This window comes from Okeania sp. SIO2C9 (genome assembly GCF_010672455.1).
Classification (GTDB): Bacteria; Cyanobacteriota; Cyanobacteriia; order Cyanobacteriales; family Microcoleaceae; genus Okeania.
The window spans coordinates 38,115-61,078 of the sequence record NZ_JAAHGO010000022.1; the positions used below are offsets into that span (position 1 = coordinate 38,115).

Consider the following 22,964-nt stretch of genomic DNA (forward strand, 5'->3'; position numbering starts at 1 on the left):
AAACCCAAGCATCCTTTAGATTCTCTATAAAACTTTTCAATGTAGTTTCTCTAAGAAAAGGTCTTAACTATCCATTCTACTGTCACACTTTTATCTTGTTTATTTGTAATTAAATAATCAATTTCAGTTGCATCTTTTACAGAATTATTATTCATGACGATAGCAATAGTTATTTGACCAGTTAGACCTTTGATTTCTGCTTCTATAGAACCCCTAAGCGTATCTTCATAAATATTAAATTTTTCTAGCTAGGAGACAAGAGACAGGAGACAGGAGACAGGAGACAGGAGACAGGAGGGAGGAGGGAAGAGGGAAGAGGGAAGATGTGGGGAGAAATAATACAAAAAATTCAACACTCCTTTTCAGATTTTTCCTCACTCATTGATGCGCGAAAAGACTTGGCTACCATAATTATATAGATCTCAAATGGGTTCTATAGTAGCTACCCAAACTGTTTTTGGGATATCTTGTTCTAAAGTTACTGCTTGAAAATTTTTTTAAGGTAAAGATAATGCTATTTCATCTAACCTTTTTTGTCCGTTTTTTTTACTGATTTTTTGAGCGATAACACTGACTAAGCGATTCTTGGCAAAACCACCTATATAGTTAAGGTTTAGCCTTTCTAGTACCTCTAAAAATGAAGAATTATTACCATAACCTCCATCCATTAAAACTACACCAGGACGATATTTTCTGGACAACGTTTGATGAATTAATTTGAGTGCCAAGTCCGGTTTTTTTACAAATTATTTATCTTCTTTTCCCTCTGGAAAAGAAGATGAAGATTGATATAATTCCACATCCAAAGGTAGACTTCGTACTCCATCATATAAGTGAGTTGTCACTATGACTACTCCATTGTCTATTTTACCAATTTCTCCAAGATATTGTCTACTTACCCCCGAAGTAAAATTACCGAATAATTAAGCTTTAAAGCCTCTCCTTTAAAGGAGAAACAAGCGGTCGGGGGATGGCGCAATTCGGAGCGGCTCTGATAAGAGCGGGTCTCCTCGCCATATCCAATCGACCAAGAGAGAAAAAATTTTCCTTTTATTCAATCCTCTTCCTTTTAGGGAGAGGTAATTATCAATTATCCATTATCAATTATTGAACACTTTTCCTATGTTCGCATGGCATCAATAATCAGAGCAAATCCATGCCTAATTTTTGTTTGATTACCTTTGTTCATTATTTGTAAACGACGTTCATTTATTACGCTTTCATTCCCCAATCGCAAAACTTATAAAATGATATATATTATTGTACGAAGCACCAATAAAATTGTTGGTCATTTGAGCAATATTTTTCCTTTTGCTTTCTCCAAGTAATCCCGCTAAATAATAACAAAATCCCTTTGTTTGAGCTTTGGTTTTAAATAAATTATCAAATTTTTTACCGAAAAATTGTGGGTATGCGCCTCCCCTTTTAAGGGGATAATAAAAAAAAATCATGAATTTGTCAATCCTCTTCAATTCATGGAGAGGTAATTATTCATTATTCATTATTCATTATTAATTTTTGAAAGAGATACCTAATACTTGGAATTTTGGAAAAAAATGAAGTAAACTGAGGCTGAGGAGCAAAAAAATTAGACTCAAATACGAAAAAGCAGAACCAAATGATGGAGACAAAAACAATTCAAGTCGCTAATTATCAAAGCCTTGAACTCATCCACGAAAGCCAACGTACCCTAGTCTATCGCGGTAGAAATATCGATAGTGGGCAACCCGTAATTATGAAATTGATGGGTAACGAATATCCTTCCTTTAATGAATTAGTGCAGTTTAGAAATCAATACGCAATTGCCAAAAATCTAGACATCCCCGGTCTTGTCAAACCAGACTCCCTCTTGCGTTACAAGAATGGCTATGCTCTAATCATGGAAGATATAGGAGCCATCTCCCTCGCAGAATATCAGCGTCAATTTTCTGTATCCCTCAAACAATTTTGGGAAATTGCTCTATCTATAACAGAAATTCTGCACCATCTCCATCAAAATTGCATTATTCATAAAGATATCAAACCAGCAAATATATTAATTCATCCAGAAACAAAAGAAGTAAAATTAATAGATTTTAGTATTTCATCGTTACTGCCGAAAGAACAAACAAGTTTACAAACTCCCAATGTTTTAGAAGGAACCCTAGCTTATATTTCTCCAGAACAAACCGGAAGGATGAATAGAGGTATTGACTATCGCAGCGACTTTTATTCTCTAGGAGTCACATTTTATGAATTAGTGGTGGGAATTCTACCCTTTAGCAGTGATGATCCCTTAGAACTGATTCATGCTCATCTGGCCGTCTCTCCAGAGCCTCTGAGTCAGTTTTTGGTATTAGAGGGTTCTTTATGTCCGAAATGCCTCTCATATATTGTCCTGAAGTTGATGGCGAAAAATGCAGAAGAGCGGTATCAAAGTGCTTTGGGATTAAAACATGACTTAGAGAAATGCAGGAAGCAATGGGTAGAAACGGGAAAAATTGAAGAGTTTGAGTTAGGAGAGCGGGACTTGTGCGATCGCTTTATCATTCCCGAAAAACTATACGGACGGGAAAAAGAAGTACAAACCTTGCTCAATGCTTTTGAAAGAGTAGCATCCCCCCCAACCCCCCTTGGTAAGGGGGGAAGATCGGAAATGATGCTAGTAGCAGGATATTCAGGTATAGGAAAAACCGCCGTGGTGAATGAAGTTCACAAACCCATCACCAGACAGAAAGGATATTTCATCAAAGGAAAATTCGACCAATTCAATCGGAACATTCCCTTTTCTGCCTTCGTCATCGCCTTCCGAGACTTAATGGGGCAATTACTAGGAGAATCTGATGCCCAATTGCAAAAGTGGAAAGGAAAAATCCTAGAAGCAGTGGGAGAGCAAGGGCAAGTTCTCATTGATGTTATTCCCGAACTCGAAAGGATTATTGGAGAACAGCCTCTTGTCCCCGAACTTTCTGGCAATGCGGCCCAAAACCGATTCAATCTGCTGTTTGAAAAATTTATCGCCGTTTTCACAACAATTGAGCATCCCTTAACGCTGTTTCTTGATGATTTGCAATGGGTGGATTCAGCATCGTTAAACTTGCTGAAAGTACTGATGGGAGATAATCAGAGTGGATATTTGCTGCTGTTGGGAGCATATCGGGATAATGAAGTGTTTCCTGCCCATCCGTTGATGTTGACTTTGGGGGATTTGGATAAACAACAAACAACAATTTCAACCATTACTCTAGCTCCCTTATCTGTTGCTCATATCAATCAACTGGTCGCTGAAACTCTTAGTTGTACTGTGAATTTAGCCGCTCCTTTAACAGATTTAGTCTATCAAAAAACTCAAGGCAATCCCTTCTTCACCACTCAATTCTTAAAAGGATTGCATGAGGATATGTTGATTGAATTTAACCAAAATTTAGGATATTGGGAATGCGATTTGGTGAAGGTACGAGATGCAGCTCTGACGGATGATGTTGTGGAATTTATGGCCTCCCGATTGCACAAGTTGCCTGAAGCTACTCAAGCAGTGTTGAAATTAGCGGCTTGTATGGGCAATCAATTTGATTTAGAAACCTTAGCCATTATCTGTCAAACTCCACCAGAGGAAGTCGCCATTGTTCTGTGGAATGCTCTGCGAGAAGGGTTTATTTTACCCCAGAGCGAAGCCTATAAGTTTTTTCAAGAATGGGAAAAACAGGAGGATAATGCCGAGGGGATTAGAGTGGGTTATCGATTTTTGCACGACCGCGTTCAACAAGCTGCTTATTCTCTAATTCCCGAAGAACGGAAACAGCAAACCCATCTAACCATTGGTCGATTGCTGCTCGATTCTACATCAGAAGAAAACTTAGAAGACAAAATTTTTGATATTATCAATCATCTGAATATAGGAGCGGGTTTAATCGCTACAGATGAAGATAAAAAACAACTGTGCGAGTTAAATTTACAAGCAGGACGCAAAGCCAAAAATGCAACAGCTTACGCAGCCGCCATTGAATATTTATTGTTGGGAATCGAATTATTGAGCGAAAATAGTTGGGAGTGCGATTACGAACTGACCTTGGCATTGTACGAGTTGGCTTGTGAGTCCGCTTATCTCAATGGTGACTTGGAAAAAATGGAGCAGTTGGCCGAGGTGGGACTGAACAATGCTCGTGCTTTGCTCGATACTATCAAATTTTATGAGGTCAAAATGCAGGCATTAGAAGATCGCACTTGCTTTCAGGAAGCAGTTGATACTGGCATGATGGTTTTGGAAAAATTAGGGATTCGGCAGTTTCCTAAAAAAACAAATTCCTCGGATATTGAGCTTTGGTGGAATGATTTAAAAGCAACTTTGGGCGATCGCCATCCAAGCACCTTAGCAGAACTACCTGTGATGACCAACCCTAAGATGCTAGCAGCGATGAGACTTTTATTCTATGTAAGTCCTATTACTTACAAATGCGACCCAATGTTGATGGTACTACTTACTTTTGAGCAAGTTAATTTATCGCTGCGGTACGGCAACTCACCTGTTTCTGCTAGTGGGTATTGCTTTCAAGGTTTTTTGTCATGTAACAATTTTGGTGACATCGAACAAGGATATCAATTTGGCAAACTAGCACTCCAACTGGAACACCAAAGTAATGCAGTTGCCTATGGTCGGGCTTTTTACATGATGACTAATCATATCCAGCATTACAAAGAACACTTAAGAAATAGCATCAAAAATCTTAAAGAAGCCTATACAATTTGTTTAGAAGTTGGAGACCTTCAATTTGCAGCCTATGCTCTTGCCTTTTATTCATACTATAGCTATCTTAGCGGCAAAGAATTATCTGAGCTGGCAAAAGAAATGTTAGTTAATAGTAAAGCTGTAGAACGCATGAACAAGGAAACTTCTAAGAATTGGATTGATATATATCGTCAGATAGTTGATAACTTGTTGGGTAACTCTCAAAATCCTTGCGCGATAGTCGGTGAAGCTTATGATGAAGAAAAAATGCTGCCTCTTTGCAAGCAAGCCAATGATTTGACAACACAAAGTTATTTTTACATTCCTCGGGTATTTCTTTGCTATTTATTTCAAGACTGGAATGGTGCATTTGAGAGTCTTGACAATGCAGAGAACTGCTTGGCAGGTGCTACCGCAACTCCGTTGGTGACTCTCTTTTATTTTTATCAATCTCTGGTGATGTTAGCCGAATTCAGCTCCCAACCAGAAAGCGAACGCCAAAAGAGGCTGGAAAAAATTGCAGCTAATCAGAAGATATTGCAGAATGCAGCAATTCATGCACCAACCAATTTTTTGCACAAATGGCATTTGATTGAAGCAGAAACATATCGGGTGTTGGGCAATAAAACTGAAGCAATGGAGCAATACGATCACGCTATTGCTGGAGCAAAAGAAAATGAATACATTCAAGAAGAAGCTCTTGCCAACGAACTCGCAGCTAAATTTTATCTCAACTGGGGTAAAGAAAAAATAGCGTGTACCTACATGCAGGATGCCTATTATTGTTACGCTCAGTGGGGAGCCAAAGCAAAAATAGAAGACCTCGAAAAACGTTATCCCCAACTGCTCTCTCCCATTCTACAACGGCAGCAATTTAGGAGCACTGCCAACGATACCATAACCAATCTTACTAAAGGAACGGTGTCCAGCACCAGTACCTCCACCGGAGAACTGTTAGATTTAGCCTCTCTTATGAAAGCATCCCGCAGCCTTTCCCAAGAAATCAACCTTAAGGGTGCTATCGTCAACTTCATGCAAGTCATCCAAGAAAATGCTGGTGCCGAGACCGTCGCATTAATGTTATTCCGCGAGGAAGCCTTAATCCTAGAAGCCAAGTTATCTGACGGACAAACCAAACCCATAGAGAGTATTCCCGTTGAAGACAGCCTGGAAGTTCCCTTAGCGATCGTCAATACAGTCAAGCGTACCCGAAAGTCTCTTATCCTAGATAATTGTGTAGGTGAAACTGACTATGTAGGAGATAGGTATATAAAAGAAAATCAACCTGGTTCTATTTTATGTCTGCCTCTATCAGACCGCGGAAAACTCATCGGTATTGTTTATCTGGAAAACAATCGAACAATGGGAGCTTTTACCGTAGACCGGGTAGAAGTGATAGAATTGCTCTGCGCTCAAGCTGCTATTACCCTGGAAAATGCCCGCCTTTATCAAGAATCCCGTAAAGCTCTAAAACTGGAACGAGAACTCCATAAACTCCAACAAACCCAAATCCAATTGATTCAAAGTGAAAAAATGTTTAGTTTGGGTCAAATGGTAGCAGGAGTTGCCCATGAAATTAACAATCCTGTGAGTTTTATTCATGGCAATATTACCCATGCCAACACATATATGGAAGAAGTGCTGGAATTACTTGCCCTTTATCAAAGCCACTATCCTCAGCCGCACCAGGAAATTGAAATCGCAATGGAGGAGATGGATTTAGAGTTCCTGCGTTCTGACTTTGAAAAACTGTTAAAATCTATGGAAAATGGGAGCGAACGCATCAAAAATATCGTGACATCCCTACGAACCTTTGCACGTCTGGATGAGTCAAAATTAAAACGTGTAGATTTACATAAAGGGATTGAAAGTACCTTAACGGTTTTACAACATCGGTTGCAAAAACAGGAAAAACGAGCAGAAATTCAAGTGGAGAAAAACTATGGAAAATTACCTTTAGTGGAATGTTATGCCGGACAATTAAATCAAGTGTTTCTGAATATACTTAATAATGCCATTGATGCTTTGGAAGAATGTGAGGCTCAAGATTCTCTAACTCTTCACATTGGCACGGAAGCGGATGGAAAACAAGTGAAGATTACGATAGCTGACAATGGAGTGGGCATGAGTGAACAAACGCAAAAGCAACTTTTCGATCCTTTTTTTACTACCAAAGAAGTAGGAAAAGGAACGGGATTGGGATTAGCGATCGCCTATCAAATAGTCACAGAAAAACACGGTGGTATGATTACCTGTAATTCCACAGTTGGGGAAGGTACAATTTTTACAATTATTATTCCTAGATAAAATATGGTTTTTCTGGAAACTGACTATAACAGGACTTACGCAAAGACACTATATATAGTGTATGGCAAATATAGCGATTGCTGACGCAAAGCTCCGCTAAGGCTATAATCTTTTAAGCGATCGCCTGAACCACAACAAAATTATCATCAACTGAAAAATTTGATTGAGATTTATGTAGATTATTTTGTATAATAATTAAGTATAACATTAATTTTTAATTAAGATTTTTTAATGGACTTTAATTATATAAAATATTGTCAGTATTTAATAAGTAGTCAGAAAAATTACACCTTAACAAATCTTGCTAACCATTTGGAACAAGTTAGCCACGATCAAATTAACCGTTATTTAAAAAATATTGATTTAGGAACAGAGATGTTGTGGCAAAATGTCAGAGAAGAAATTGTAACTACTGAAGATGGTTATTTAATTTTTGACGACACAGTTCTTAAGAAAAAGTATTCCCATGCATATTGAGCTTGTTCGGCGTCAGTATAGTGGTAACGAACATAGAGTAGTGCGTGGAATAGGAATAGTTAATTGCTTATATTTTAATCCTCACATAGAACGTTTATGGATAGTAGATTATAGGATTTATAACCCAGAAAGTGATGAAAAGAGTAAAATAGATAATGTAGAATATATGATGATTGATGCAGTAAAAAAGAAGAAAATACCAGTTAAAACAGTATTAATGGATAGCTGGTCTGCAACCCAAAGACTCATAGCCTTAATAGATAACTTAGGTAAAATTTACTATTGCCCGTTAAAAAGCAATCGTTTAGTAGACGATACAGGGGGTGTGAAAAAATATCAAAAACTGGAAGAACTAACATGGAATGAGAGGGAATTAGTATCGGGAAAAGTTATAAAAATTAAAGGTTTTCCAAGAGACAAAAAAGTCAAATTATTCTGGGTTACTGTTTCTACAAACAGAACAGAATATATTGTGAGTAATCACCTCAGTAATCAGAGTACAGATGACGTTGAGTTTGAGATTCGCGCCTAGATGGAAAATTGAGGAATTTCACGCCAGAATTAAACAACTAACAGGGCTGGAATTTTGCCCGACGACATTGGCAAAATTCCAAAAAAATCATATAGCTTGTGCCATGTTAGTCTGGAATTATTTGAAAAAAATGGCAAATATTTTGGGGATAACTATTGATCATCTGAAACATCAATTATTGTCCAAATATCTAGTATCTGAACTTAAATATCCTACAATTAAAATGACAGTTATTTAGGTTTTGAAGAATAGGTATAAAACCAACAGTGTTAGGCGATAGCTATAATTTTTCTAAGCGTTAGCGGAGCTTTGCGTCAGCAATCGCTATATTTGCCATGCACTATATATAGTGTCTTTGCGTAAGTCCTGTTATAGTCAGTTTCTTTTCGGGAGTAATCGCAATTCATTGATTTTTGGGAAATGTCTGATATCATTCCGGTAGCATCGGTCTTGTATAGTAAATAGGCAACAGCTCATCTGCTCCGGAAGGCAACAGGCAAGAAAAAAACTTAAATTTCCTGTAGATATCCACACTAACTTTTACACAAACGATTGCCTTCGGACATGATATGAGTATTTCCGGAGATGTCTAATAGCTGGACTTTCGGAAAAAAACTAATTAAAATAGGTATAGATATGATAAAAATTAGACTAAAAAGATAAACAAATTCAGCCAAATGATGGAGACAAAAACAGTTAAAGTCGCTAATTATCAAACCCTTGAACTCATCCACCAAAGTGAACGTACTCTAGTCTATCGTGGCATAAATTTGGAGAGCAAGCAATCCGTAGTGGTCAAATTAATGGGTAACGAATATCCTTCCTTTAACGAATTAGTTCAGTTTAGAAATCAATACGCCATTGCCAAAAATCTAGACACCCCCGGTATAGTTAAACCATACTCCCTCTTGCGTTACAAGAATGGCTATGCTCTCATCATGGAAGATATAGGAGCTATCTCCCTGGCAGAATATCAGCACCAATTTTCTATATCCCTCAAACAATTTTGGGAAATTGCTCTATCTATAACAGAAATTCTGCACCATCTCCATCAAAACCAAATTATTCATAAAGATATTAAACCAGCAAATATATTAATTCATCCAGAAACAAAACAAGTAAAATTAATCGATTTTAGTATCTCATCGTTACTGCCCAAAGAAACCCAAAGTTTGCAAACCCCCAATGTCTTAGAAGGAACTCTAGCTTATATTTCACCAGAACAAACTGGACGAATGAATAGAGGCATAGACTATCGCAGCGATTTTTATTCTCTAGGAGTAACCTTTTATGAACTCTTAACAGGCAAACTACCCTTTGAAAGCGAAGACCCCCTGGAACTGGTTCACGCACACATAGCCAAAAGTCCTCCCACAATTCCTGAAACCCAAGTACCGATACCCTTAGCAAATATAGTGTTGAAATTGATGGCGAAAAATGGGGAACAGCGGTATCAAAGTGCTTTAGGGCTAAAGTATGACCTAGAAAAATGTAGAGTTGAATATCAACAAACCGGGAAAATAGATCCGTTTGTATTGGGAGAACGAGACTTGTGCGATCGCTTTTTAATCCCCGAAAAACTATATGGAAGGGAAAAAGAAGTACAAAGTTTGCTTGATGGGTTTGAAAGAGTAGCAGCAGGACAAACAGAAATGATCCTAGTAGCGGGATATTCGGGTATCGGGAAAACTGCAGTGGTGAATGAAGTACACAAACCCATCACCAGACAAAAAGGGTACTTTATCAAAGGCAAATTCGACCAATTCAATCGCAACATACCTTTTTCTGCCTTTGTCATCGCCTTCCGAGACCTGATGGGGCAATTACTGGGAGAATCAGATGCCAAATTGCAAAAGTGGAAAGCAAAAGTACTAGAAGCAGTGGGAGAAAATGGGCAAGTTCTGATTGATGTCATTCCTGAACTTCAACACATCATCGGACAACAGCCTCCAGTCCCAGAACTTTCTGGCAATGCAGCCCAAAACCGATTCAATCTCCTGTTTGAAAAATTTATCGCCGTTTTCACAAGCATTGAGCATCCCTTAACCCTCTTTATTGATGACTTGCAATGGGCGGACTCAGCATCGTTAAACTTGCTGAAAGTGCTGATGGGGGAGAATCAAACGGGATATTTGCTCCTGTTAGGAGCCTACCGAGATAACGAAATCTTCCCCGCCCATCCGTTGATGTTAACTTTAGCGGAGTTGGAGAAGCGGTGCGACTCCGCGTCGGCGAGAGACGCAAGCAGTGCGACCCCGCGACGACGACATTCGCAAGCGGTCAGACCCAGCGGCAACGACAGTCGCAAGCGGTGCGACCCCGCGACGACGACATTCGCACCTGTTAGCGCACCAAGAGAGGGAATGCTGACCAAGAAAGGGAATGCTGAACAAGAGAGGGAACGCGTACCAAGAGAACAAAAAGCGACGATTTCGACCATTACTCTAGCACCGTTGTCTGTAGGTCATATCAATCAATTGGTGGCAGAAACCCTCAGTTGTACGGTGGAGTTAGCAGCTCCCTTAACGAATTTAGTCGATCAAAAGACGAAAGGAAATCCTTTTTTTACCACCCAATTCTTAAAAGGATTGTATGAAGATGATTTGATTGTATTTAATCCCAATTTTGGATATTGGGAATGCGATTTAGTTCAGGTACGAGATGCAGCTATCACTGATGATGTAGTAGAATTTATGGCAGGACGGTTGTACAAATTGCCTGAAGCCACCCAAAATGTCCTGAAATTAGCCGCCTGTATCGGCAATCAATTTGATTTAGAGACCTTAGCCATTATCTACGAAACCCCTTCCGAAGAAGTCGCTACCGCCCTGTGGAGCACCCTGCAAGAAGGGTTTATTCTACCCCAGAGCGAAGCCTACAAATTTTTCCAAGGATGGGAAAAAGACGAAGAGAAAGCTGACAGCATTGCAGTAGGCTATCGCTTCCTACACGATCGCGTTCAACAAGCAGCTTATTCTTTGATTCCCGAAGCAGAAAAGGCAAGCTTGCATTATCACATCGGACGGCTGCTACTAGACAACATTGCCTTGGAAGAGCGAGAAGAACACATCTTTGAGTTGGTGGGTCAATTAAACTACGGCATTGATGCGATATCCAAACCAGAAGAAAAGGAAGAATTGGCGCGGCTCAATCTTATAGCCTGTCGCAAGGCAAAAAATGCTACGGCTTATCAAGCGGGACGGGAATATGCAGACAAAGGTTTATCGTTATTGGGTGAAAATCCTTGGCAGGAACAATACGAAATGACCCTTGCCTTCAGCGAACTCGCCACCGAATTTGTCGCCTTGTGCGGGGAATGGGAAGAGATGGACTGCTGGGTGGGAGAAGTGGTTGCCAACAGCCATTCCCTGGTGGAACGGGCGAATGTTTATCGCATTCAAATTCAAGCCAATAACTCTCGCGAGCAACTGGCTGAGGCAATCGAGATTGGCCGAGGGTTCTTGCAACAGTTAGGGGTGAGGTTATCCGAAAACCCGACGGAAGCCGATATCACTAATGCCTTCACCACTGTCCAAGAACTTATGGAAAATCGTGAAGTTGAAGACTTGCTCGACTTACCAGAAATGAAGGATGAGGAAACAATTGCGATCGTGCAAACTGCCAATAGCATTTTCAGCAGTACTTACACCTGCAATTCCCTACTTTTTCCTCTCCTTGTTTGTTTGTGCGTTTCTCTCTCCATCCAGTACGGAAATATTCCCGCTTCAAGTTTTGCCTATGTTTGCTATGGTTTGATGATTTCTACCAGTGCGACTCCCGATATCATTACTGGGGGGAAATTCGGTCAGCTCGCCTTGCAATTGGTTGACAAACTCGCCACTAAAACTGCCAAGCCTGAAGTATTACTGATGGCAGGTGCGTTTATTCTCCATCGCACCTCTCACCTTCAAGAGACCCTGCAGTTCCTGCAAGCAGGCTATACCAGTGGCTTGGAAACTGGTAATTACGAATTTGCAGGCCATAGCGGTCATAGTTTTTGTGGCTACTCACTTTCGTGCGGTTACCCCCTAGAGACTTTGGTAGAAGAAACCCGCACTTACTGTCGCGGTTTAGAGCAAATCAATCAAATCTTTACAGCAAATTACACTCGGATCTATTGGCAAGCCATGTTAAATTTGCTCGCGCAGGCAGAAAATCCTACTGTTTTGTCTGGAGAAGCCTTGCAAGAAAGCGAAGCGCTCCTCCAATGGCAAGCAGCTAACGATGTCACCGGATTATCTTATTTTCATACCTGGAAACTCATGCTATGCTATCTGTTTGGGGATATCGAGTCCGCTCTCATCCAAATCGATACCTGTCGGCAATACACTTTGGGAACGACAGGAACGATATATGTTCCCGCTCTTCATTTCTATGCAGCTTTAAGCACTTTGGCAGGGTTGCAGCCTGCTTTGGAGAATGTAGCAGAAGTTATCCAGCAGGTGGAAGCCGATCTTGCCTCCCTACAACATTGGGCCGATTATGCCCCGATGAACCATCAACATAAGGTGAATTTAGTAGAGGCAGAAAAATGCCGAGTGCTCGGACAGAAATTAGAGGCAATAGAATTTTATGACAAAGCGATCGCCGGAGCAAAAGAAAACGAATTCATCCAAGAAGAAGCGATCGCCAACGAACTCTTTGCCAAGTTCTATCTCGATTGGGGGCGAGAAAAAGAGGCTGCTGTATATATGCAACAAGCCTATTATTGTTACGCTCAGTGGGGAGCTAAAGCTAAAACAGACGACCTAGAGAAAAACTATCCCCAACTGCTCTCTCCCATTCTCCAATGGCAACAATTGGGTCGGACTGCACAAAGTACAATAAATTCTCTCACTAAAGGAACAACTTCCACTGTTGGAACCTCCACTGGAGAGTTGTTAGATTTAGCCAGCCTTATGAAAGCTTCCCGCAGCCTTTCCGAGGAAATAGACCTCGATCTTACCATTGCTAACTTGATGGAAGTAATCCAAGAAAACGCTGGAGCTGAAAGCGTTACACTCATGCTCTTTCAAGAAGAGATTCTCATGCTAACAGCCCAGAACACAAAAGAGGAAATGTCTCTAATAAGCATTCCGGTTGAGAAAACTAACAGTGTGCCTTTAACTATCATAAATCATGTGAAAAACACGGGAGCGTACCTCGTCCTAGATAATGTCAAAGAAGATAAGGACTATGATCGAGATGACTACATCCAAAAGCATCAACCACAGTCAGTTTTATGTATACCTTTAATTGACAGAGGTCAACTTATCGGCATTCTCTACTTGGAAAACAATCAAGTATCAGGAGCATTTACCAGCGATCGCATCGAAATATTGAATTTGCTCTGTTCTCAAGCAGCCATAGCGCTCCAAAATGCCCAATTATACGACAAAGAACAACTTGCACGGAACGAGTTACAACAAGCATTAACAGATTTACAACAAGCACAATTGCAATTAGTGCAAAGTGAAAAAATGGCTGCCTTGGGCAATCTTGTCGCGGGAGTCGCCCACGAAATTAATAATCCTGTTGGCTTTATTGGTGGTAATGTCGCTCCAGCACAAGAACATTTGCAAGATTTGCTATCAATCCTTTCTCTCTATGAAGAAAATGCCTCCCTGCCAGAATCTATTGCTGAACAAATTGAAGACCTTGATGCCGATTTTATTAGGGAAGATTTCCCGAAACTGATAGTATCAATGAAAGAGGGATGCGAGGTAATTCGCAATATCAGCACATCTCTGCGTACTTTTTCCCGTACAGATACTGTCAGCAAAACCGAGTTTAATCTGCACCACGGGATAGATAGCACCTTATTAATCTTAAAATACCGCCTCAAAGCGAATGAGCAAAGACCAGCCATTGAAATTGTGAAAAACTATGGGGATATTCCGGAAGTGAAATGTTATCCGGGACAACTAAATCAAGTATTTATGAACTTATTGGCGAATGGGATTGATGCTTTAGATGAAAGCAATGAAGGGAAAACATTTGCCGAGATAGAAAAAGAACCTAATTCTATTACCATTGCCACAGAATTAAGCGAAGACAATAAGCAGGTCATCGTCCGAATTGCGGACAACGGAACGGGAATGCCAGAAGAGGTGAAAGCCAGACTATTCCAGCAAGGATTTACGACAAAAGGAGTGGGCAAAGGAACGGGATTGGGGATGGCGATCGCCTATCAAATCGTAACAGAAAAACACGGAGGTATGATTAGCTGTAATTCAAAAGTTGGGCAAGGTACAATTTTTACCATCGTGATTCCTAGATAAAATATGACCTTCCTTTTGGAAGTAAATATATTTATGTTTTTAGGGAATAGGGAGTAGGGGAGATGGAGAGATAAGTAATAGAGAATAAGGAACAGTTCAACAATGAATAATGAATAATTACCTCTCCTTGAGAATAAATTGAAGAGGATTGACAAATTCATGAAAATTTTTCTTCACAGGAGTCGATTGGATATGGCTCCGAGACCTCGCCATCCCATCCTAAGGTCATGCTCCGCAAACGACCGCTTATTATCCCCTATCCAAGGGGAGGCGCATACCCACAATTTTTCGGTAAAAAATATTCATTCCGTCAGTTTTATCACATTAATCTGGAATCTGCTGTATATTTTTTTCTGTAGTCTACCTTTGTCAAAAACCTCTAGTAAATATAAATAGTTAGACCACTATTACAGCCAATTTCATTGACAGCACTTTTTAGGATAGTCAGGTACAGTTTATTAATTCTCTGTTGCCTTCCGGAGCTGTTGCCTAAAGTCCTAAATTTTGTACCTCACTAACTCCGAAACTGCTGTAAGTGAGCTGCACTTGTGGCAGGCCAGATGCCTACACCACAAAAGTTTTATTATTAGTGTTTATACCTCATAATACCTACGATCAATTAACAATCAAATCAAGGAATAATTATCACTATGAATGAACTAAAAATCACACTTCTAGGTCCTAGCGCTGTTGGTAAAACTAGCCTATTAACTTCAATGTACGAACAATTTAAAAGAATAAGTTTTCAGGCTAACCTCCAACTAATTCCAGAAGCAGAAAGTCACGCTATTCTCAAAAAACGCCTGAAAGAATTAAAAAGTATCACAGAAACTTTTAAAGTTCAACCAGGAGCAGGTATTCCCGGTTCTTCAGAAGTTCGCTCTTTTATTTTTGACTTAGCTGAACAGGATAAAAAGCCATTTTTAAGACTGAATTTTTATGACTATCCAGGAGGTTATATTTCTGATAAAGCTAGTCCTAACGAGAGAAAATTTGTCAGAGAATTGATGAATGATGCTGCTGCAGTTGTCATTGCTATTGATACGCCAGCATTGATGATGTCTAAGGGCAAGTTTAATGAATATGTAAATAAACCAAAGCAAATTACGGCAATGTTTAAAGAAGCTTATCAGGATATTCGAGAACCCCGGTTAGTAATATTTGCTCCAGTAAAATGTGAGATGGAAATGACTAAAGGACAGAGAGCAGCCAAACAATTATTAGAAAGAATCAAAAAAGAATATGCCGACTTGCTTAATTTCTTATCCTCTCCACCATTAAATTCTCAAGTTGCTATTGCCATTACTCCAGTACAAACTTTGGGAAGTGTAATTTGTACAATGATTGAAGAGCAAAGAAACGATTATTTACCAACATTTGGATTTCGGAAAATTAGTCGCGACGCTGAATATAGTCCTGTAGATAATGACCAACCTTTACGTTACTTATTACGGTTTTTGTTGAAAATGCACCATGAAGAGCGTACCCCTAAATTTTTACAAGCTTTTGTTAGTTGGATTGGCTTAGATGCTCATATTAAAAATGCTCTGACTCAGTTTTCTAAGGGTTGTAAAAATACTGGAGGTTTTGCGGTACTTCAGGGTAGAGATTTATTGTAATATTATGTCCGGTTGAACAATTATAAATAAATTACGGAGGAGTCAGGAGTCAGGAGTCAGGAGGAAATAAAGAAGAATAAAGAGGAGCAGAACAAGAAAGTTTTTTGACCGCGTAATTGATATTAATATCAAAGGAGTGGCTAATTTTCTCCGGCATTTTATACCACAAATGCTCCCTAAGAGTCAAGGAGTAATTGTTAATTTTAGTGCAGCTTGGGGACGTTATACCACTGCCAACGCGGTCCCTTATTGTGCGAGCAAATGGGCGATCGAAGGATTGACCAAAGCTTTAGCTCAAGAGTTACCTCCTGGTATGGCAGCCGTTTCTCCTGTAGCCAGGAACCATCCATACCGATACCCTAGAAACATTTTATGGACGAGAAAAAGCAGCTAAATGTCTTCAACCTCAAGCTTGGGTACAAGTTGCTGTTCCTTTTCTGTTACACATTGGAGCGAGCGATAATAGTAAAGCTTTAACTATTTCGACAGGTTAACGAAGTCAGAAGTCAGAAGTTCTAATAGAAAAATGGTAGTTCTGCTGGCGTAATGGCAGATGGGGCTACTTACTACTGGACTGACACACCTTACAGCGGTTTTCATTTCAGTGAACCACAATAAGGGCGAATGCCATTCGCCCCTACAGGGTTGTATTTATGACGATGTGGTTTATTAGTCTGAAAAGCACTGTAAATGGTGCATTAGATGGGGAGTGTGGGGAGTGTGGGAAGTGTGGGAAGGGTGGGGAGAAAAAGACACCTAGAAATAAAAATAAGAGTGCACAGTTTTAGCTGTGTCAGTCTACTACTACAAACAAAAACTTTTTGATCGCGTAAGCGGAACAGAGTTCTATCGCTGATTATCTGGACATAATATTACTCAATAAAATTTTTAACAAAATGTCAACTAACTTTCAAATTCGCTTACCCGATAATATCGAAAATTTACCAATTAATGAAGAATATTTTTTCATTACAGAAAACGGGCCAGAGCGTCGCTGAAAACTCCATGATTATCCAGAAGTTTATCGCATTCCTGGACTTTTTAGATAAACTCTATTATTGATCGCCCGAAGTTATGGCTACTCTACTATTTTTCAAACATAAAATCAATGGATATAGAACTTTTAAAATCAATTTTCTATATAGAACCCATTTGAGATCTATATAATTATGGTAGCCAAGTCTTTTCGCGCATCAATGAGTGAGGAAAAATCTGAAAAGGAGTGTTGAATTTTTTGTATTATTTATCCCCACATCTTCCCTCTTCCCTCTTCCCTCTTCCCTCTTCCCTCTTCCCTCCTGTCTCCTGTCTCCTAGCTAGAAAAATTTAATATTTATGAAGATACGCTTAGGGGTTCTATATAGATTTGCCATTCCTAATAATTATCAGGTTGCGGAATTAACCCCCCAACTAATGAAGAATTTAGGAGCAGTAATATCATTCCGGTTGAATACTTATAATTAAGATAGTAGGGGAGCGGGAGAGTAGGGGAGTGGGAGAGTAGGGGAGTGGGGGAGTAGGGGAGGCCGGGAAAATAGAAAGATTTACTGTTGAAGCACTCATGATAAGTTTTTTCCAGATCGCTCTTATCCGGACATGATATAATATCGGATTTGCGGGATTACAGCTATATGACATTGAGTGCATACATTTGGGGATGGTATGACCAGACCCACTATAGTGACCCAGAACTGCTGGAACTCTCAGAACAAGCTAAACGTAATATCAAAATTGGTCTCGGTGAAGCAGAAAGCTATGGAGTATTTTTGCGGAGTTATTCTATATTACTTTTAAATGACTTAACCGACTTTCATCGCCATCATCCTTACCTAGAAGAACCAGAAATTCGTAGTCCTATGGAACTATACCTAACTTATCTAGAAAAAGAGCAAAATTTAAGGGGATATTTTGATCCAGAGAAAGGATGGTTTCACGGAATTGCTCATGTTGCCGATGCTTTAGGTATTCTCAGCTTAAATTCCTATCTCAACGATTCAGATTTGATGAGATTGTTAAAAGCGATCGCGACCAAACTTCGCCAACCAGTACCATCAGTTGATCTCCATTCAGAAGAGGAGAGACTAGCACGAGCAACTGTCAAAATTTGCCAACAGAATATGCTTAGTATTGAGCAAATAAATTCCTGGTTGGATATCTTGATTGAAACTGAGCGGTGTCCATCGGGTCTTTTGATTTGGGATAACTTTGAAAAGTATCCTTGGCGAAAAATACTTACAAGTTCGACTGAACAACTATGTGCTTATCGAAATATCCAAAATTTTCTGCGCTCTCTCTATTTTCAGTGGGACATGGCAGAAAATACCATTGAGAAGCAACATCCAGTTCGACAACTAATTTATCAAGCTTTACAATTTATAGAAACAGGTTTTTGCAATGCTGTTAACGTAGTTCCGACCTAGGAGACTAGCTAATGCCTGATAGCTAGTTAACTAGAATAAACAAGCTCTATTATACCCATTCAAAAAAATAATTTTACAAATAATTGAATCATTTCAGTTATAAGTTAACAGTACCCTCTACTGAAGTAGAAGGCTTGAAAATACTGAATTTTATTTTTTTTATGCCTTTTAAATGGGAGGCTTTATACCTGATTTATGGTCAGCCAAGATGTTTTCATTTAGATATCTATGGGAGGGAATGGAATTGTTTCATGTCAAAAAAATTATCATAATCTCAATCTATTTACTACTAGAAACAGCTGGCGTATTTGTGGCAATAAATTATTAATTTTGTATTATTTCAGATTTTAAACAGGAGATTTATATGGAAATATATATTGAAAGTAGAGGCTTTTCTCAAGATGATGATTATCGTTGGCTAAAGGTTGCGGAAGAGACTCTAGCTAGAATAGATAAACAAAATTTGCCCGCCATAATTCAGGAAGCAAATCAACTAATTGATAGCGAGTCTGCTTCAGTAGTTTTGAGTAGGAAAAATAATAACTTACTGTGTTTATTAACAGCTATTAAACCTCAAGATCGAGTAGATTTTGCTGATCGTCAGATTCGGATTTCTATAGCTTGGGTAATCTCAGATTCTCCAGATAATGAAAGAATTTTGCGAATGTTAGCTGCTGTGGCTTTAAATACAGAAGAAAGACAACATTTCACAGTAGAAATTAGTCAAGCTGTGAGTTTAGGAGGAGAGCTTGGTTTTCAAGTTGATTTTCAGCATATACAAAAATTAACTAATACTGAAAAAGCTCAAAAATTACTCCAAGATAAATTGCCAAATACAACTAAAAAAATTGCCGAAACTTCACTCCAACGTCAACAGGAATTAGCTATGGAATTGAAAGAATATCGCTTACCAACTCAACAGAGTTTAATTGTAGTTGTAACGGGAATAAAAAAAGAACAAACTTTAATTGATTCTGACATTTGGCGTGGTTTATCTAGTTTAGTCTTATCTTCAGATTGGCAGATTGTTAATCGTACCTTGCCAGACAAAAATCTTGCTAATAAATTCTCAAAATACTTCAATAACTTGATGATTATTATTGGACTTATTAGTGCAGTCTCTTTATTAGCGAAGACTTTAAATTTTTTATAATTTAACTATTAGGCATCTCCTACAAAATAGAAGGTAGGGGGAAAGAATTGATGAATAAGACTGCAATAATTGATTTGATTTTTGATTATTGGAGAAGTCTATTAAAAATACTTCTATACACCCCATCTTCCCATCCCCTCATCTCCCCCTCTATTTTTAAATAAATCCCAAATGAGATCTATAACGAAGTCAGAAGTCAGAAGTCAGAAGTTAACCCACCCCTAACCCCTCCGGTGGAGGGGAAGTAGGGGATTTAAGCCCCGCTCCAAAAACCCGATCACCTTAAAAGGCGGGGTTGCGCGACCCATGTTATTTTGATAAATGAGAGTATCAAATCATATCTGGTGTTCCGTCTTAATGCTAGAAACAGGAGATAGATGACGATCGCTTTTTGGTGATTCAATATCTAATCTATCTAAAATATCCAACATTTCCCGTTCAAAGGCCACACTAGCGCGATTAGTTTTACCCCCAATATAAACCCGCTCGCTTTCTTGCCAAGCCCAAATTTGCGAGTGAGAAACATAACTCATCAACACACTCAACATCAATAAACCAAAACCTAAATAAACAATAGGAATTCCAGGGTCAGCCTTTATTTGTAAACCCGTACTACCTATAATCTTGTCAACAAATAGCGTTATCCCATTAACTTCTGTAGACATTCCTTCCCGCACACTAGCAACTAATTTACCAGTAGCATCATAAATTAATACAGTTCCTTGTAAATCTCTTGCCAGTAAAGATAAACCCTCACTCAAATCTGGTTTAGTCGGAATCCAAGTTCCCCAAATTCTGCCCCCGACCGCTGTATTTAACTTGGCCATTGGCAACTCAAAAACAGGACTTCTATTAACCCTGACTCTAACTGCAGCGATCGCCCAATCTGCCTGATACATTGTCACCCCATGATATCTCATAGGTTGATTCACAAATATAGTTTTCCGATCGACTTCGGAGCCATTTTTATCTAATATTGATAGGTCTGAATAAAACTGGTCAATTGCTCCTTCTGGAGTATAGTCAATCCAAAAACGATTTACCCGCACCAACCAATCTTGAGGAATTTGCGATTCGGCAAAAATTCCAGCATCCACAATATTTTTAACTTGAAATGTTTCTCCACTCGGCACTATTTCTTGACCGATAAATCCGGTCATTGAACCAACTATTGACCCTGCTAAAATAATCAACATACTAGCGTGAACTATTATCGGGCCAATTTTGCCAATAATTCCTTTTCGCCCATAAAGTTTATCTCCTTCTTGAAATACCTGATAACCACGTTGCTGTAATATTTTTTCTAGGGAATCTAGGGAAGCTTTTTCTATTTCTGTGCTTAATGCTAAGTTCTCAAATTGTTGTTTCTTATTATAGAATTTCCAGCGATTAGCAGACTTTAGAGCTGGCATTTGTCGCGTAAAAGTACAAGCTGTTAAACTTGCTCCAAACAAAATTAATATTGATAAAAACCACCAAGTACGGTAGACATGGTCTAACTCCAATAACAAAATTACTTTCCAAGTCAAAAATCCAAATAATGCTGGTTTTTCAGGATAATTTTCCTGATAAAAATTTATTGATTCACCTTGCTCTATAACTGTGCCAGAAATGCTGCTTATAGCAATTATTAATAGTAGAGCGATCGCTAATCTTAAATCAGCCAATAATGGCAATATTTCTCTTCTAAATATTTTGAGAGGATTGAACGAGCCTAATCCTGAATCTTTAGCATCCATTAATTTAATTCCTATCAGCTTTAATATTTTTTAATCGTGGTGTACAAGTATTAATATTCCCTCGAAAAAGTCAAGTACAGCAATTCTAAACCATTGGTCATAACAGTACTTTGAGATTTTTGAGACCGAAAATGACTTTAAATCCTGTATTAGCAAGGGGAATACCTAAAAAGTCTAAAAATGGCTGTTTGTGTAGCATGACCTAGGAAAACCTAGTGTAGGATGGCGGAAATAACTAACCAGTTACAAAATCTTAAAACAATTACAAATCAAAAATGATTGACTTTTAAATGCATGACTTTTAACTTCCGCGTAGTGGCACTAGTAGTTTGTCCAGACTAAAATTGTGGGTAAATACAGGCCGATAATATTGAATTTACTGCCTTCTTAGCAATTAGACCTAGGCGTGAAAAAGATATAGATTTTTTCCAGGAGTAGGCAACAGCTCCGAAAGGCAACAGGCAAAAGGTAAGATATTTTTACAAAAAAGAAAAAGGATTTTTTAGGGCGATTTTTTCTTTCCTAAACCGATCTAATTAAAAGGTTTATTTATTTTCCACCAGATGTCTATTGCTTTACCCACATTTTAAAGCTAGACGCGCTACTAGATATATCTAAAAAATAGTTAATTCAAGGTGAAACCATTACTGTATAAACTTTCGAGCATATTTTTCACCTATTTTGACTGTTTTTTATTCGTCACCTCAACCATAAATTACTACTATCTATCAGACTACCTTTTTTTTTACTAGCTATCAGCTAGCCTCCTAACGGAGGAACTGCGCTAACAGCTTTTAGCAGCTCCGGGTAAAAATCCCCAGCTTCTTATCAGCCTGATGGCCTTTGGAGCAGTTGAAATCTCCTTTCCGTTCCGGAATACTCCACAAACGAGGGGGTCTCAAAGAAAATCTGCTGATTGCTGAGGTGCTGAGGTGCTGACTGCTTCTTTAAGTAACTGGTACTATTCTAAATAACAGTGAAAATACACCAAAACCAACTAATAAAATACCACTAGCAGGTGTAATCCAACTAGACCATTTTCGCAGTTCTAAAAATTTTTTAATATTAGCTATAAAAGTACCTGCTAATATCAAAGGAGTTACATAACCAAGGGCATAAAATAACAATAAAATTCCTCCTAAAACCAAGTCTCCAGTTGTAGAAACCCAAGCTAATAATGTTGCTAATACGGGAGTGCTGCAGGGAGATGCGACCAAACCAAATGTTAAACCTAATAAATATGAACGTATTCCTTTAGGTAAATCTTGAGATATCCATCCCATACTGTCAAAAGAAGGCATAGGTAATGGCAATGCTTCTAGTAAATTAAGACCCATTAAAATAGCAACTATACTAACAATAATTGGCAATCCTATACCTACTTGACCATATACTTTTCCCAGCAATGATGCTACAATCCCTAAACCAGCAAGAGTTGTGGCTAATCCTAAAGAAAACCAAGTAGATTGAGCAGCAGCTTGGAGACGACTCTTGGCTTCATATCCGCCAATATAGCCAATAGTGATTGGTAACATCGAAAGCATACAGGGCGTCAAACTGGTGAGTAAACCAGCTACAAATATAATTATCAAACTAACCCAACTTAGATGTATGAGCTGAGTCTTCACTATGGTATTTGCATATTGAGTAGTTTCGTAAAGTAAAGTCAGAAAAGTTTCCATAGTTATGATTAAATTGAGTAGAAATAAAATATTTACTTCAGTGGCAGAAGTTATAGGATGGCAGAAACTG

General features: G+C 38.8%; 9 protein-coding genes and 2 pseudogenes. 7 read left to right on the forward strand and 4 right to left on the reverse strand.

Translation table 11 applies throughout. The features are described 5' to 3' along the window. Positions 1 to 497: 497 nt before the first annotated feature. A pseudogene (locus tag F6K23_RS41900) lies at positions 498 to 731 on the reverse strand (transposase); the annotation flags it as partial. A 489-nt stretch (positions 732 to 1,220) separates the two neighbouring features. Next, positions 1,221 to 1,451, reverse strand: coding sequence for a hypothetical protein (locus tag F6K23_RS18645; protein WP_293158592.1), 231 nt, complete (start codon positions 1,449 to 1,451; stop codon positions 1,221 to 1,223). Between the two features lie 167 nt (positions 1,452 to 1,618). On the opposite strand from F6K23_RS18645, the gene F6K23_RS18650 reads away from it, so the two are divergent. The 7 genes and pseudogenes from F6K23_RS18650 (at position 1,619) to F6K23_RS18680 (ending at position 19,473) form a co-directional block, all read left to right on the forward strand. Beyond that, the gene (locus F6K23_RS18650; RefSeq protein ID WP_367267745.1) at positions 1,619 to 7,012 is read left to right on the forward strand and encodes an AAA family ATPase; all 5,394 of its coding nucleotides are present in this window, start codon (positions 1,619 to 1,621) and stop codon (positions 7,010 to 7,012) included. Between the two features lie 231 nt (positions 7,013 to 7,243). Next, positions 7,244 to 8,259: pseudogene (locus F6K23_RS18655) on the forward strand (IS701 family transposase). A gap of 442 nt (positions 8,260 to 8,701) precedes the next feature. Next, positions 8,702 to 14,281 carry an ATP-binding sensor histidine kinase gene (locus F6K23_RS18660; RefSeq protein ID WP_293158693.1) on the forward strand — a complete coding sequence of 1,860 codons (5,580 nt, stop codon included), beginning with the start codon at positions 8,702 to 8,704 and terminating at the stop codon, positions 14,279 to 14,281. A gap of 650 nt (positions 14,282 to 14,931) precedes the next feature. After that, positions 14,932 to 15,900 carry a hypothetical protein gene (locus F6K23_RS18665; protein WP_293158594.1) on the forward strand — a complete coding sequence of 323 codons (969 nt, stop codon included), beginning with the start codon at positions 14,932 to 14,934 and terminating at the stop codon, positions 15,898 to 15,900. A gap of 136 nt (positions 15,901 to 16,036) precedes the next feature. Continuing rightward, positions 16,037 to 16,294 (forward strand): SDR family NAD(P)-dependent oxidoreductase, encoded by a 258-nt coding sequence (locus F6K23_RS18670; RefSeq protein ID WP_293158596.1) that lies wholly within the window; start codon positions 16,037 to 16,039, stop codon positions 16,292 to 16,294. 1,237 nt (positions 16,295 to 17,531) lie between these two features. After that, complete coding sequence (locus tag F6K23_RS18675) at positions 17,532 to 18,320, forward strand: DUF2785 domain-containing protein (protein WP_293158598.1); 789 nt, start codon at positions 17,532 to 17,534, stop codon at positions 18,318 to 18,320. Between the two features lie 364 nt (positions 18,321 to 18,684). Next, positions 18,685 to 19,473 (forward strand): hypothetical protein, encoded by a 789-nt coding sequence (locus F6K23_RS18680; protein ID WP_293158600.1) that lies wholly within the window; start codon positions 18,685 to 18,687, stop codon positions 19,471 to 19,473. A gap of 335 nt (positions 19,474 to 19,808) precedes the next feature. On the opposite strand, the gene F6K23_RS18685 is transcribed toward F6K23_RS18680, so the two are convergent. Then, entirely contained in the window at positions 19,809 to 21,212 is a 1,404-nt protein-coding gene (locus F6K23_RS18685; RefSeq protein WP_293158602.1) for a cytochrome c biogenesis protein, read from the reverse strand. Between the two features lie 947 nt (positions 21,213 to 22,159). Beyond that, positions 22,160 to 22,894 (reverse strand): cytochrome c biogenesis protein CcdA, encoded by a 735-nt coding sequence (locus F6K23_RS18690; protein WP_293158695.1) that lies wholly within the window; start codon positions 22,892 to 22,894, stop codon positions 22,160 to 22,162. Between the last annotated feature and the right edge of the window lie 70 nt (positions 22,895 to 22,964).